At 72.1% G+C, this 14,080-nt stretch carries 10 protein-coding genes; 6 read left to right on the top strand and 4 right to left on the bottom strand.

What is annotated here, in order from left to right; genetic code table 11:
* Positions 1 to 1,014, bottom strand: a complete 1,014-nt coding sequence (locus tag ABTX60_RS00535; RefSeq protein WP_352094867.1) for a hydroxyacid dehydrogenase — start codon at positions 1,012 to 1,014, stop codon at positions 1 to 3.
* 523 nt (positions 1,015 to 1,537) lie between these two features.
* The gene (locus tag ABTX60_RS00530; RefSeq protein ID WP_352094866.1) at positions 1,538 to 1,660 is read right to left on the bottom strand and encodes a hypothetical protein; all 123 of its coding nucleotides are present in this window, start codon (positions 1,658 to 1,660) and stop codon (positions 1,538 to 1,540) included.
* Between the two features lie 56 nt (positions 1,661 to 1,716).
* On the opposite strand from ABTX60_RS00530, the gene ABTX60_RS00525 reads away from it, so the two are divergent.
* The 6 genes from ABTX60_RS00525 to ABTX60_RS00500 all read left to right on the top strand — a co-directional run bounded on the left by ABTX60_RS00525 (position 1,717) and on the right by ABTX60_RS00500 (position 11,640).
* On the top strand, positions 1,717 to 3,240 hold the full coding sequence (locus tag ABTX60_RS00525) for a glycosyl hydrolase family 28 protein (protein WP_352094865.1): 1,524 nt from the start codon (positions 1,717 to 1,719) through the stop codon (positions 3,238 to 3,240).
* A gap of 41 nt (positions 3,241 to 3,281) precedes the next feature.
* Entirely contained in the window at positions 3,282 to 6,650 is a 3,369-nt protein-coding gene (locus tag ABTX60_RS00520; RefSeq protein ID WP_352095127.1) for an alginate lyase family protein, read from the top strand.
* Between the two features lie 25 nt (positions 6,651 to 6,675).
* On the top strand, positions 6,676 to 7,923 hold the full coding sequence (locus ABTX60_RS00515) for an alginate lyase family protein (RefSeq protein WP_352094864.1): 1,248 nt from the start codon (positions 6,676 to 6,678) through the stop codon (positions 7,921 to 7,923).
* A 102-nt stretch (positions 7,924 to 8,025) separates the two neighbouring features.
* Positions 8,026 to 9,642, top strand: coding sequence for a carboxylesterase/lipase family protein (locus ABTX60_RS00510; protein WP_352094863.1), 1,617 nt, complete (start codon positions 8,026 to 8,028; stop codon positions 9,640 to 9,642).
* 178 nt (positions 9,643 to 9,820) lie between these two features.
* Positions 9,821 to 10,792 carry an ABC transporter ATP-binding protein gene (locus tag ABTX60_RS00505; protein ID WP_352094862.1) on the top strand — a complete coding sequence of 324 codons (972 nt, stop codon included), beginning with the start codon at positions 9,821 to 9,823 and terminating at the stop codon, positions 10,790 to 10,792.
* Complete coding sequence (locus tag ABTX60_RS00500; protein ID WP_352094861.1) at positions 10,789 to 11,640, top strand: ABC transporter permease; 852 nt, start codon at positions 10,789 to 10,791, stop codon at positions 11,638 to 11,640. The genes ABTX60_RS00505 and ABTX60_RS00500 overlap by 4 nt, the downstream gene beginning before the upstream one ends.
* Here the strand turns inward: ABTX60_RS00500 and ABTX60_RS00495 are convergent.
* Together ABTX60_RS00495 and mmuM are read right to left on the bottom strand one after the other, a co-directional pair.
* On the bottom strand, positions 11,637 to 12,704 hold the full coding sequence (locus tag ABTX60_RS00495) for a LacI family DNA-binding transcriptional regulator (RefSeq protein WP_352094860.1): 1,068 nt from the start codon (positions 12,702 to 12,704) through the stop codon (positions 11,637 to 11,639). The genes ABTX60_RS00500 and ABTX60_RS00495 overlap by 4 nt on opposite strands.
* Positions 12,705 to 13,101: 397 nt before the next feature.
* Positions 13,102 to 14,013 carry a homocysteine S-methyltransferase gene (mmuM, locus tag ABTX60_RS00490; protein ID WP_352094859.1) on the bottom strand — a complete coding sequence of 304 codons (912 nt, stop codon included), beginning with the start codon at positions 14,011 to 14,013 and terminating at the stop codon, positions 13,102 to 13,104.
* Between the last annotated feature and the right edge of the window lie 67 nt (positions 14,014 to 14,080).

Raw genomic sequence — 14,080 nt, 5'->3', positions numbered from 1 at the left:
TCACGCCACCCGCGCCAGATCCGCGCGCCGCACCTCGTGGACCGGCGGCATGCCGGCGGCCAGGCGCTCGAGTTCCTCGACGACGATGCGTCCGAGCCGCTCCAGCTCGTTGCCGAGGGAACCGGCGATGTGCGGGGTGAGGAACACGTTGGGCAGCTGGTACAGCGGCGATCCGGCGGGCAGCGGCTCCGGGTCGGTGACGTCCAGCACCGCGTGCAGCCGGCCGGAGACCAGCTCGTCGGTGAGCGCCTCGTGGTCGACCAGCGCGCCGCGGGCGGTGTTGACGAGGACACCGCCGTCCCGCACCAGGGCGAGCCGGTCGCGGTCGAGCATGTGGTGGGTCGCGGGGATGTCGGGGGCGTGCAGGCTCACGATGTCGCTGCGCCGGAGCAGATCCTCCAGCGACAGCGACTCGGCGCCGAGGGCGGCGGCCTCGGCGGGGCTCACGTACGGGTCGTGCAGCGACACGGTGAGGTCGAACGGCCGCAGCAGCTCCAGCAGCCGGCGGCCCACGCGCGAGGCGCCGATGACGCCGACCCTGCGGCCGAGGTTGCCGGTCGCCGTCGTCTCGGCGGGGCCCGGGTAGGTGTGGGTCCGGCGGAAGCGCTCGCGGTGGTCGAAGGCGTTCTTGCCCAGCAGCAGGATCATCGCGAGCGTGTACTCCGCGACCGGCAGGGCGTTGCCCGTCACCGCGCTGGACACCGTGACCCCGCGTTCCCACAGGGCCTCGCCGACCAGGGAGCGGACCGAGCCGGCCGCGTGCAGCACGGCGCCGAGCCGCGGAGCCGCCGTGAGGACGCCGGTGTCCAGGTGCGGGCAGCCCCAGCCGGTGATCAGTACCTCGGCGGAGGCGAGGGCGGCGGCACCGGCCGGATCGGCGAAGTCCCGCACCACCAGCCCGGGATCGATGTCGGCCGTGCGCCTCAGCCGCTCCATCAGCGGCGGAGGGAAGAGCAGCGGGAGATGAACCGGGTCCATCGCGAACACGGCCCGCGGCAGCTGAGGGCTGGGCATGACTCTCCTGGAGCAGGGGATAGAAACAGTTTCAGAAAGCGCCTTCTACCGTAGATCTGTCAGGAAGCGGGGGTCAATCGCCCGTCGGGGGCGACCTTGGGGAGGTGTGGCCTCGGGGCGGGACCGATGCCGTGACTCCGCCGGTGCGGGCTGATGGAAATCGATTACTACGTTTTCGGTGGCGGGGGGTCAGACCCGACGGGGTCGCAGGCGGCGCCGAGCAGCGACGGAGGGCCTCGACCCAACCGGTTCCCCTGTCCAGTGTTTTCGAAAAACCGCTCAGGCTCTTGACGTGCCACCCCGCCCGCAAGAAGCTCTGCCCAGCGCCGTAGCAACCGGTTGTCATCACGAGGGGCCCGGTCAGCGTTCCGAGCGTCGTGACATGGGACTGGCATGTCGAACAGCAAGAGCAGGAGGTGGTGCGTCCCCGCACCCACGTGCCGGTGCGTCCTGAGCCGCCGCCTGTCGGCCGGCCCTTCGCCTGACTGACCGGCTCTCTCTTGCCTTTGGCGCTCCTGTCCACCTACGTCACCTCGGCCGGCACCCCGGTGGCCAACCTCCAGGCCGCGGACTCCCTGATGTACGTCGCGCCGATCCTGCCGATCTTCCTGATCGCCCAGCGCGGATTCGTCGCCGGGATGTCCACCGCGGTCTCAAGCAGTGCCGCCCTCGCCCCTGTTCATGGTTCGCAAGGAGTCGCAGATGTCCCCGTCCCCGTCCCGCCGCAACGCCCTCCAGGCGGCCGGCGCCACCGTTCTCGCCGCCGGGTTCACCCACCTGTCGGCGACCGCAGCCCGGGCGGACGAGGCCGCCGTCGTCGCACCGAAGCTGGTGACCTATCCCCGTCCGTCCGCCATGCCGACGAACACCGGCTTCAAGGTGCGGGTGCGCACCGTCCCCGACGGCGAGTGGCAGACGCTGGACATCTGGCGCCCCCAGCTGGGGGAGATCAACCCGACCACCGGGTCCAGTAAGACCTACAACTCGTCGCTGGCGTACTTCGACTTCCAGGGATCCGTCGAGGTCGAGGTCACCTATCTCAAGGGCGGCACCACCAAGGTGCGCGTGAGACCGGACTCCTACGGCATCAAGCCCGAAGTGGGGGGCGACACCCTGCGCTTCACGCTCGACCAGCCGCGCAACGTCGTCGTGCAGATCAACGACGACATCTTCGACTGTCTCCATCTGTTCGCCCGCGCGGTCGAGAAGAAGAAGCCCGCGCAGGACGACCCGGACGTCCTCTACTACGGGCCCGGCGTCCACACCACCGCCGACGGAACCCTGCTCGTCCCCTCCGGCAAGACCGTGTACCTGGACGGCGGGGCCGTGCTCAAGGCGACCGTGATCTTCCGGAACGTGGAACACGCCGGGATCGCCGGCCGGGGCGTGCTCGCCGGAACGGCCGGCGGCGGCGCCCTCGTGGAGAACTCGCGGAACATCTCCATCGGGGCCGTCACCGTCCTCAACCCCAACGGCTATGCCGTCCAGCTCGGCGAGGCCACCGGCGTCACCATCAAGGGCCTGGGCTCCTTCAGTTCCAAGGGCTGGGGTGACGGTATCGACGTCTTCTGCTCAAGCAACGTCGTCATCGACGGCGTCTTCATGCGCAACTCCGACGACTGCATCGCCATCTACACCCACCGCTGGGACTACTACGGCGACACGAGCAACGTCACCGTCCGCAACTCCACCCTGTGGGCGGACGTCGCCCACCCCGTCAACGTCGGCACGCACGGCAACTCCGACAACCCCGAGGTCCTGAAGAACCTCACCTTCAGGAATCTCGACATCCTGGACCACCGCGAACCGCAGATGGGCTACCAGGGCTGCATCGCCCTCAACCCCGGCGACAGCAACCTCATCAAGAACGTCAAGGTCGACGGAGTACGCGTCGAGGACTTCCGCTGGGGCCAGCTCATCCACATGCGGGTCATGTACAACACGAAGTACAACACCTCGGTCGGCCGCGGCATCCAGGACGTCTACGTCAAGGACCTCTCCTACACGGGCAAGCCGCTCGCCACCTGTCTGCTGCTCGGTTACGACGCCAAGCACGCCATCAAGGACGTCACGTTCGAGAACCTCGTGGTCAACGGCACGGTCATCGCCGACTCGATGAAGAAGCCGACCTGGTACCTCACCACCGACACCGTCCCGATGCACGCCAACGAGCACGTGCTGAACCTGAGGTTCCTCACCACCGCCGAGGCGGCCGCCGCGTCATGAGCACCGACCCCGTGAACACCGGCCCCATGAGCACAGACGCCATGAGCACCGGCCCCACGACCGACACCCACCCGGCATCCGTCGCACCCAGCCGCCGGGCCTTCCTCGGCGGTGCGGCCGCCCTGCTGCTGGCGGCGGGTGCGAGCGGACTGCTCGTCCCCGGCACGGCCCGGGCCGCCGGCCGGGACGGCACCGCACCGCGCACCTTCACCCACCCCGGCCTGCTGCACAGCGCCGACGACCTGGCCCGGATGAAGGCCGCGGTCGCCGCCAAGGAAACCCCGATCTACGACGGTTACCTCGCCTTCGCCGCCCACGCGCGCTCGAAGTCGACGTACTCCGTCCAGAACACCGGCCAGATCACCACCTGGGGCCGCGGCCCGACCAACTTCCAGAACCAGGCCGTCGCCGACTCCGCAGCGGCCTACCAGACCGCGCTGATGTGGTGCATCACCGGCGAGCGCGCCTACGCCGACAAGTCCCGGGACGTCCTCAACGCCTGGTCGGCGTCGCTCACCGCCGTCACCGGCGCGGACGGGCCGCTGGGCGCGGGGCTCCAGGTCTTCAAGTTCGTCAACGCCGCCGAGCTGCTGCGCCACACCGGTTACGACGGCTGGGCCGAGGAGGACGTCGAACGCTGCAAGGAATCGTTCCTGCGCGTCTGGTATCCCGCCATCTCCGGCTACATGCTCTACGCCAACGGCAACTGGGACCTGACGTCCGTCCAGTCGATCCTGGCCATCGGCGTGTTCTGCGAGGAGCCCACCCTCTTCGAGGACGCGCTCAGGTTCGCCGCCGCCGGGGCGGGCAACGGCAGTGTCCCGCACCGCATCGTCACGGCCGCCGGACAGGGCCAGGAGTCCGGGCGCGACCAGGGGCACGAGCAACTCGCCGTCGGCCTGCTGGCGGACGCCGCGCAGGTCGCCTGGAACCAGGGCGTCGACCTGTACGCCTTCGACGGAAACCGGCTGCTGAAGAACGTCGAGTACGCCGCCCGCTACAACCTCGGCGGCGACGTGCCCTTCGTCCCCGACCTGGACCGCACCGGCAAGTACATCAAGACGTTCGTCTCGGCGACGGGGCGCGGCACCCTGCCCCCGATCTACGAGATGGCGTACGCGCACTACGCGGGCGTGCGCGGCCTCGACACGCCCTTCACCGAAGCGGCCGTCTTCCGCGGCAGCGGCGGTGCCCGCGTCGTCGAGGGGAGCAACGACGACCTGCCCGGCTGGGGCACCCTCACCTTCGCCGGCACGAAGGCCCCGTCGCCGTCCGCGCCCACGGCTCCGGCCGGTGTGACGGCGGTCGGCGGCGACGGCTCCGTCACGCTCGCCTGGCTGCCGTCGGCGTGGACCGAGTCGTACACCGTCCTGCGCGCGGCCGCAGCAGACGGGCCGTACGAGAAGATCGCGACCGGGCTCACGGAGCCGACCCACACCGACCGCCGGGCCCGCCCGGGGCGCACCTCGTACTACCGGGTTGTCGCGGGCAACCCCCGTGGTGAGAGCGACCGTTCAGCCTGGGCGGCAGCGGTCCCCGGGCTCCCCGCTCCCTGGAGGACCCGTGACGTCGGAGACGTCAGGATCCCCGGGTCGGCGCTGTTCGACGGGGAGCGGTTCGTGCTGGAGGCGTCGGGCACCGCCGACACCCACCGCCTGGCGTACCTGCCGCTGCGCGGCGACGGCGAGGTCACGGCCCGGATCGTGTGGCCGCTCAGCTCCCAGTACTCCAAGATCGGTGTCACCGTGCGGGCCGCCCTGGACGCGGACGCGGCCCACGCCGCCATGCTGATCCAGGGTCTGCCGCTGCACACCTGGAGCGGCGTGTGGAGCGTACGGGCGAAGGCCGGGGGAGCGGTCCGGGGCACCGGCAGCACCCCCGTGCCCCCCTCGCAGCAGCCGGCCATCACCACCGGCGCCGCCTTCCCGATCTCCTCCCTGGGCGACCTCCCCGAATCGGCGACACCGCTCCGGGCCCCGTACGTCGAGGGCGCCGGCGACGGCTACCGGCTGCGCATGCCCTACTGGGTGCGGGTGACCCGCCGGGGCGGCCGCTGCGCCGGGGCCATCTCCCCGGACGGTGTCCACTGGACCGAAGTCGGCACCAGCGACGTGGAGTTGGGCAGAACGGCTTACGTCGGTCTCACCCTCACCTCCTGCCTGGGCGTCGACGAGGACTACGCCGAGACCGGCACCGGCGCCTTCGACAACGTCGGCGTCACCTCCCGCACGGGCGGTGACATCTTCTCCGTGCCACGCCCCACCCGGACCGCGGGCGACCTGCGGGCCGCGGCGGGCGCCGACGCCGTCGAACTGGCCTGGACCGACCCGGACCTCTCCGCCCGCTACACGGTGCTGCGCTCCACCTCCGCCGGCGGCCCGTTCGAGACCCTCGCGAGCGGCATCGGCCCCGTGGGCTTCGGCACCCGCATCCGCCACGCCGACGCGACCGGCACACCCGGTACGACGTACCACTACGCGGTGACGAAGACGAACCGCGCCGGACGCGGCCCGCTCTCGGCTCCGGCGAAGGCGACCATGCCGACACCCGCCACCCCCCGGCTCACCTCGCCCCAAGTGGCGTTCGCGAACCGGGGTGCGTTCTTCCAGCACCTCCTGCGCGCCACGCACGAGCCCACCCGCTTCACCGCGAAGGGACTGCCCGACGGGCTGCGACTCGACCGGCGCACCGGCCTGATCTCCGGAACCCCCACCCGGAGCGGCCAGTTCACCGTCACCACCACCGCCGGCAACGCGGCCGGAGAAGCCGCCGGCACGCTCACGCTCACCGTCGGCACCCCGCCGCCCGCGCCCTGGACCCATGGCGACCTGGGCGACGTCATCCTCGACGACCGCGCCTACGGCACCCTCGGCGTGGTCGCCGTCCAGACCCCCGGCAGCACCTCGCACGAGGACGGCACCTTCGTGGTGCGGGGCGCCGGAACCGACCTCACGGTCAACAACCAGGGCATGACGGGCCAGTTCGTTCGACGGACCGTCAGCGGTGACTGCGAGGTCACCGTCCGCCTGGTCTCCCGCGCCGGAGCCGCCGGCGACCGGGTCGGCCTGCTGATGGCCAAGTCCCTGTCGCCGTTCGACCTGGCGGCCGGGGCGATCGTCACCGGCGGCACGAGCGCCCAGCTGATGCTGCGCCCGACCGTCGCCGGAAAGTCCGCCTTCACGGGCAACGCGGCGGTCACCACCCCCTGCCTGCTGCGGCTGAAGCGCACCGGGACGCACTTCACCGCATCCGCCTCGACCGACGACGGCGCCACCTTCACCCCCCTCGCCGAGGGAGACATCCCCGGCTTCGGTGACGCCCCCTACCACGTGGGCCTCGTGGTCTGCTCCCGAGACCCCCTGGCCCGCAGCACCACCGAGTTCGACGAGGTGAGCATCACCCCCATGTAGTACTCCACGGATCGGAGAGCCCCACATGAGCCGCACGTCCCCCCACACGCACCACGAGGGCGGCCCGGTGAGCCGCCGCGGTCTGCTCAAGACCGCCGGCGGCCTCACCGCGGCCCTCGCCCTCGGCACCACGGCCACCGCCACCACGGCCGGCGCCGCGCCCGCCGCCTTCGCCCACCCCGGCATGCTGCACAACGCCGGCGACATCAACCGTGCCAAGGTCAGGGTCGCCGCGGGCGACGACCCCTGGCTGACCGGCTGGAACAAGCTGACCGCCAACTCCCACTCCCAGTCCACCTGGACGAACCGGGCCACGGCGACGATCATCCGCGGCGGCACCGGAGAGAACTACCCGCAGCTCTACAACGACATCGCGGCCGCCTACCAGAACGCGCTGCGCTGGAAGGTCGGCGGCACCGAGGCCAACGCCCAGTGCGCCGCCACCATCCTCAACGCCTGGTCACACACCCTGACCACGGTCACCGGCAACGCCGACCGGTTCCTCGCCGCCGGCATCTACGGCTGGCAGTTCGCCAACGCCTGCGAACTGATGCGGGACCACCCGGCGTTCGACCTCGCCGCCGCGCAGGAGATGCTGGTCAGAGTGTTCTACCCGCTCAACAACCAGTTCCTGACCGGCCACAACGATGCCTGCGTCACCAACTACTGGGCCAACTGGGACCTGTGCAACATGGCCTCCGTCATGGCCATCGGGATCCTCACCGACAACGCCGCCAAGTACGACCAGGCGGTCGCCTACTTCAAGTCCGGCGCCGGAAACGGTTCCGTCCAGCACGCCGTCCCCTTCCTGTACGGCGACGTCGGGGGCTACGACCTCGGCCAGTGGCAGGAGTCCGGCCGCGACCAGGGCCACACCCTCATGGGCATGGGGCAGATGGGCGCGCTCTGCGAGATGGCCTGGAACCAGGGCGACGACCTCTACTCGTACGACGGCCGCCGTTTCATGAAGGCCGCCCAGTACGTCGCCAAGTACAACCTGAACATGGACGTGCCGTTCACCACCTACACCTGGGGCACCGGTCAGACCTGCGCCCAGCAGTCACAGACGGTGATCAGCTCGGTCTCCCGGGGCCAGGTCCGCCCGGTCTGGGCGATGCTCCACTACCACTACGGGCGGCGCCTGCTCCTCGACGACAAGTACATCGCCCAGATGTGCTTCTCCGTCGCCCCCGAGGGCGGGGGAGGCGACTACGGCACCACCAGCGGCGGGTTCGACCAGCTCGGCTTCGGCACGCTGATGTACGCCAAGTAACCCGAACAGCCCCCACACCCGCTCGTGCACCGGAATACCGGGCCACAATGAGGTGCTCTGATCTTCACGGTGCACGAGCGCGGTGAGGAGGCTGGTGGACGGATGACGGCAGACCGGACGGACCCGCAGGCGGACCCCGTGGTGAGGACGCCCTTCGGCGCCCTGCGGGGCCGGTACGAGCGCGGTGTCGCGGTCTTCCGTGGCATCCCGTACGCGGCCCCTCCCTTCGGCCCCCGCCGGTTCCGCCCGCCCGTGCCGCTTCCGCCCTGGGACGGCGTCCGCGACGCCGGTGCCTTCGGCCCCACCGCGCCGAAACCGCCGTACTCCGACGCCTTCGCCCACTATCTGTCCGACCCGGTCGTGCCCGGCGACGACTGCCTCAACCTCAACGTCTGGACCCCGCAGCCCGACCCGAAAGCCCGCCTCCCCGTCCTCGTCTGGCTGCACGGCGGGGCCCTGACCAGGGGATCTTCTGCCGTACCCGTGTACGACGGGCATGCCTTCGCCCGCGACGGCGTGGTCTGCGTATCCATCAACTACCGGCTGGGCGTCGAGGGCTACGGACTGTTCCCGGACAGGCCCCCGAATCCCGGCCTGCGCGACCAGATCGCCGCCCTGACCTGGGTGCACGAGGCCATCGGGGCCTTCGGCGGTGACCCCGGCCGCGTCACCCTCTTCGGCCAGTCCGCCGGGGCGATCAGCGTCGGCGCCCTCCTCGCCGCCCCGCAGACCCAGGGGCTGGTCCGGCGGGCCGTCCTGCAGAGCGGGCCGCCCGAGGCGTCCGAGCGGGCCAAGGTCCGGCGGATGGTCCGCCGGATGGCCTCCCGCCTGAAGATCCCCGCCACCGCCGAGGCCTTCGCCGCCGTCGACCGCGATCTGCTGCTGCGCGCCCAGGCCGAGGTGGGCAGGCTGAGCAGCCCGGTGGTCGGCGGGCCCGCCTTCGGTCTCGTCATCGACGACGACGTCGTCCCGCGCGATCCCCTGCAGGCCCTCACGGACGGCGGCGCGGCCCGCGGGGTCGAGCTGCTGCTGGGCTGGACCCGCGACGAACACAGACTGTGGCTGGTGCCGGGCGGCCTCCTGGAGCGCGTCGACCGCCTCGGCGCCGTCGCCCTCGCGGGCGCCATGGCCCGCTGCCACTGCGGCAGCGAGGTCCCGCGCGGCTACCGCACACTGCACCCCGACGCCGGCACCGCGGAGACCGTCGGCCAGCTGGTCACCGACCATCTGCTGCGCATACCCCTGCACCACCTGGCCGACGCCCGCACGGAACCGTCGTACGTCTACGAGTTCGCCTGGCCCTCCGACCTGCCCGGCCTCGGCGCCTGTCACGCGCTGGAGCTGGGCTTCGTCTTCGACACCGGGGACGTCCCCGAGTCGCGGAAACTCGCCGGGGAGGGCGCCCCGCAGGAACTGGCCGACGCGATGCACGGGGCGTGGGTCCGCTTCGCCACGGACGGCGACCCCGGCTGGGAGCGCTGGGACACGACCCACCCGGTGCGCGTCTTCGGGGACCGGGCGCCGGACGCCGAGGACGGACTGGCGTACACGGCGTACGGCCCCCGGGACCGTGAACTCGCCCTCTGGAAGGCCGACGCCCTCAGGCCGGCGGAACCCACGCCGGTAGCCGTCCCCGCCGCCGACCCGCCCGGCCGCGGCACGGAACTGCGGTCAGCCGTACGGCGCTTGCGCCGCTCGGGTGCTCTCCGGCGCCACTGACGGCGCCGCCACCGCCGGGCGCTCGTTCGGTAATGTGTTCGCCCGGGAGGGCCCGAACGGCTGCTGCCAGGAGGCCATGGCAGCTCCAGCCGAGAACCACGTCCCATGACCACGGACGTCGGCGCGGCCTCCGGCCCCTGCCCGCAGGACGGACCACGAGACGGACGGGGGAACACCGATGACGACCGACCACGCCTTGTCCAGGGTGGGGAGCAGCCCGCCGCCGGAGAGCGACACGGTCATCGACGTACGGGATCTGCGGATGCGCTACCGCAGCCAGGACGTGTTGAAGGGGGTCGCCTTCACGGCCCGGCGAGGCGAAGTCGTCCTGCTGCTCGGCCCGAACGGCGCAGGCAAGACCACCACGATCGAGGTCCTGGAAGGCTTCCGGATGCGCTCGGCCGGGCACGTGACCGTCCTCGGCACCGACCCGGCCGACGGCGACGAGCGGTGGCGTGCGCGCCTGGGCATCGTGCTGCAGTCCTGGCGTGACCACGGCAAGTGGCGGGTGCGGGAACTGCTGGCGCATCTCGGCTCCTACTACGTGCCGTACTCGACCGCTCTGGTGCGGCGCCCCTGGGACGTCGACGAGCTCCTCGCCGCAGTGGGGCTGACCGAGCAGGCGGACCAGCGGGTCGGGACGCTGTCCGGCGGGCAGCGCAGGCGTTTCGACGTGGCCGTCGGCATCGTGGGCAGACCCGAGGTGCTGTTCCTGGACGAGCCGACGGCCGGTCTGGATCCGGAGGCGAGGAACGAGTTCCACGGCCTGGTGCGCGGGCTCGCGGACGAGAACACCACCGTTCTGCTGACCACACACGACCTCGCCGAGGCGGAGAAGCTCGCCGACCGGATCCTGATTCTGGCCGGCGGCCGGATCGTGGCCGACGGCTCGGCCGCGGAGCTGTCACGGCAGGCGTCGGCCGAGGCCACCGTGCGCTGGACGCGGAACGGGCAGCCGTTCGAGGAGGCCACGGCCGAGCCCACCCGCTTCGTGCGCCGGCTGTTCGAGGAGCACGGTGAGGCGATCGGCGGGCTGGAGGTACGCCGGGCGAGCCTGGAGGACACCTACCTGACGATGGTGCGGGAGCTCGAGGCGGGCAGCGTTCCCGACGAGCGGGCGGGGCAGGCTTTCGGGGAGGGATCGCGATGAGTCCGGTGTGGCATGCGGCGCTGGTGGGGGTACGGCGCGGCTGGACGGAACTCCGGCAGACTTTCACCACCGGCCAGGACGTGTTCGGGTACGTGCTCTGGACCGTTCTGCTCATCGTGCCGCTGTACTTGGTCAGGGACGATCCGCTGAAGGGCGCCGGCATCTCGACCGGCGCGTTCATGCTGCCGAGCATGCTCGGGATGACGCTGGCGTTCACCGGCATGATGACCACGGCGCAGCTGCTCGCGACCGAGCGCGAGGACGGCACCCTGCTGCGGGCCAAGGCCATGCCGCACGGCATGGTCGGCCACTTGGTCGGCAAGATCGTCATGGTGTCGGGTACGGCCCTCGCCTCCATGGCGCTCCCCTTCGCCGTCGGCGTGTTCCTGGTCGACGGGGTGGCTCGGCAGGGCGGCGGAGCGTTGCTGACGCTGGTGTGGGTGGTGCCCCTGGGTCTCCTGGCCACCCTGCCGATGGGCGCGGTCGTCGGCTCACTTGTCAGCAGTCCGCGCACCGTCGGGTTGCTGATGCTTCCGGTGATGGGACTCGTCGTGATCTCCGGCGTCTACTTCCCCCTGTCGGAGCTGCCCGAGTGGCTGCGGACCGTCGGGCAGGTCTTCCCCGTGTACTGGCTCGGACTGGGTCTCCGCTCGGCGCTGCTGCCGGCCGACGCGGTCGCCGCCGAGATCGGCGCATCCTGGCGACACCTGGAGACAGCGGGAGCGCTGGGTGCCTGGGCGGTCGCCGGGCTGCTCCTCGCACCCTCCGTCCTGCGCAGGATGGCCCGCCGGGAGTCCGGGGCCACGATGGCGGAACGGCACCGGAAGGCGATGCAGCGGGTCGGTTAGAGAGGTGCCGTCACAGCGCAGGGACCCACCGAGTCCCGTACCACCACGTGCGTGCCCAGCAGCAGGTGTTCGTCCGGGGCGCCCGGGGTGTGCTCCAGGGCCGTCCGGACGGCGAGACGGCCCAGTTCCTCGTAGGGGACGTGGACCGTCGTCAGGGCCGGGTGCAGATCGCGGGCGAACGGGATGTCGTCGTAACCGGCGAGGGAGACGTCGTCCGGCACTCTCAGGCCCGCTTCGTGCAGTGCGGTGAGGGCACCCGCCGCGACCATGTCCGTGGCCGCCACCACCGCGCTGAACTCCAGCCCGTCCGCGAGAGCTTGCCGCATCAGACGGTGGCCTGCGTCCCGCGTGAAGTCACCGTGCAGGACGAGGGACGGATCGGGGGTGAGGCCGCGGGCCCGGTGCGCGGCGAGGTAGCCGCGTTCGCGGCCCAGGGCCGTGGTGTGGTCCGCCCGGCCGCCGAGGAACAGCACCCGGCGGTGGCCTCGCGCGAGCACGTGGGCGACCAGGGTGTGGGCGCCGCCCTCGTTGTCGTACTCGATGACCGTCACCGGGGCGCCCGGGGCCAGCGGCGGCCGGCCGCACAGGACCAGGCGGGAACCGGCCGAGGCGAGCGAGTCCGCCATGCGGCGGGTGCGTTCGCGGTACGCGGGGGTGTCGGCCGTACCGCCGACCAGGATCACGGCGGCGGCCCGCTGGGCGCGCATCATCTCGACGAACTCCAGCTCCTGCCGGACGTCGCCCTCCGTGCTGCACACCAGGCAGAGATGGCCGAGCCGGGTCGCCTCGCGTTCCACGCCGTGGGCCATGTGCGCGAACGACGGGCCGGTGATGTCCTCCAGCACGAAGGCGAGGGTGGGCGTGCCGGCGCCGGCGATCGCCTTCGCCCGCGCGTCGGCCACGTAGTCCAGCTCGCGGACCGCCCGCATCACGCTCCCGCGCGTCGCCGCGCTCACCGGATACGCCCCGCCCAGCACCCGGGACACCGTCGACGCGGAGACCCCCGCGCGCGCCGCCACGTCCCGGATGGTGCTACGGCTCGCGTCCCCGCTCTTCCTCGTCATGCCCTGCCTCGTCTCTCCCGGGCGCCGGTCGGCACCCACCCCCTGGGGAACTGCGGCAACGCTGTAGCAACCGGTTCCCACGACGGAGGCTAGCAGCGCGGGGTGAGGCGGAGGAGGGCCCTGCGCGCACGGCCGGCAGCGGGGCGCTGTGCCCGGAGAGCGGACGCCGGGACGGGACCGCGGGGCCGCCGGCCGCGGGAGACAGCGGGGCGCCGGGCCGGGGCCGCGGGGCGCTGCCACGCCGGGACCGCGTGGCGCTACGCCGCCCTCGGCGATGGGGAGATGGAGTCCGCGTGACGCTCGCCGCCCTCAGTGCCTCGGCGATGGGGAGATGGTGTCCGCGTGACGCTCGCCGCCCTCAGTGCCTCGGCGATGGGGAGATGGAGTCCGCGTGACGCTACGCCGCCCTCAGTGCCTCGGCGATGCCCGAGACGGCCTCCGGCCCCACCCGGCAGCAGCCGCCGATCAGCCGTGCTCCCCGCTGCCGCCAGCCCTTCACCTGGTCGGCGGTGAAGCTGGAGCGGCCGGTCCAGGCACGCGCCTCGGCGTCCCAGGTCTCCCCGCTGTTGGGATAGACGACGACGGGCTTGCCGGTGACCCGCGCCGCCGTAGCCACCGCGGCGTCCACGTCCTGCGGGGCGCAGCAGTTCACCCCGACCGCGATCACCTCGTCCGCCTCGGCGGCCGGGGCGAAGGCCTCCTCCAGCGGCTGTCCGGCACGGGTGCGGTGACCGGCGACGGAGTACGTCAGCCAGGCCGGCACCCCGAGCCCGCGCACCGCCCGCAGCAGGGCCGTGGCCTCGTCGGCGTCCGGGACCGTCTCCAGGGCGAGGACGTCGGGCCGGGCCGCGGCCAGCACCTCCAGGCGCGGCCGGTGGAAACGCTCCAGCTCGTCCACGCTCAGTCCGTAGCGCCCCCGGTACTCCGAGCCGTCCGCGAGCATCGCCCCGTACGGACCGGCCGAGGCCGCCACCCACAGGGGCCGGGACACCCGCGCCCGCCGGGCCGCCTCCCGGGCCGACTCCACGCTCAGCGCCATGAGTTCGGCCGCCCGGTCGTGGTCGATCCCGCGTTTGGCGAAGCCCTCGAACGTGGCCTGGTAGCTGGCCGTGATCGCCACGTCCGCCCCCGCCCGGAAGTAGGCGAGGTGCGCCTCGGTCACCGCCTCCGGCTGTTCGGCGAGCAGCCGGGCCGACCACAGCTCGTCGCTCAGGTCGTGCCCGGCCGATTCGAGCTGGTTGGACATGCCTCCGTCGAGGACGACCGTCCCGGTGGCGAGGGCTTCTGCGAGGGAGGGGGTGCTGGTCATGCCGACGACGGTAGTCGACGTTCCGCGGCGGAACCCAGCCGCTTGTGTCCGCCAGATGAACAGGTCG

Origin of the sequence: Streptomyces sp. NPDC126510, assembly GCF_040302345.1 — a bacterium.
Taxonomy (GTDB): domain Bacteria; phylum Actinomycetota; class Actinomycetes; order Streptomycetales; family Streptomycetaceae; genus Streptomyces.
Note: the sequence above shows the minus strand (reverse complement) of the source record. Positions and strands in the feature narration are given on the sequence as shown.

Coding starts and splice junctions, on each gene's coding strand:
- ABTX60_RS00520 (WP_352095127.1), top strand. CDS start 3,282: ATGAGCACCGGCCCCACGACCGACACCCACCCGGCATCCGTCGCACCC.
- ABTX60_RS00500 (WP_352094861.1), top strand. CDS start 10,789: ATGAGTCCGGTGTGGCATGCGGCGCTGGTGGGGGTACGGCGCGGCTGG.
- ABTX60_RS00535 (WP_352094867.1), bottom strand. CDS start 1,014: ATGCCCAGCCCTCAGCTGCCGCGGGCCGTGTTCGCGATGGACCCGGTT.
- ABTX60_RS00505 (WP_352094862.1), top strand. CDS start 9,821: ATGACGACCGACCACGCCTTGTCCAGGGTGGGGAGCAGCCCGCCGCCG.
- ABTX60_RS00510 (WP_352094863.1), top strand. CDS start 8,026: ATGACGGCAGACCGGACGGACCCGCAGGCGGACCCCGTGGTGAGGACG.
- ABTX60_RS00495 (WP_352094860.1), bottom strand. CDS start 12,704: ATGACGAGGAAGAGCGGGGACGCGAGCCGTAGCACCATCCGGGACGTG.
- ABTX60_RS00525 (WP_352094865.1), top strand. CDS start 1,717: ATGTCCCCGTCCCCGTCCCGCCGCAACGCCCTCCAGGCGGCCGGCGCC.
- mmuM (WP_352094859.1), bottom strand. CDS start 14,013: ATGACCAGCACCCCCTCCCTCGCAGAAGCCCTCGCCACCGGGACGGTC.
- ABTX60_RS00515 (WP_352094864.1), top strand. CDS start 6,676: ATGAGCCGCACGTCCCCCCACACGCACCACGAGGGCGGCCCGGTGAGC.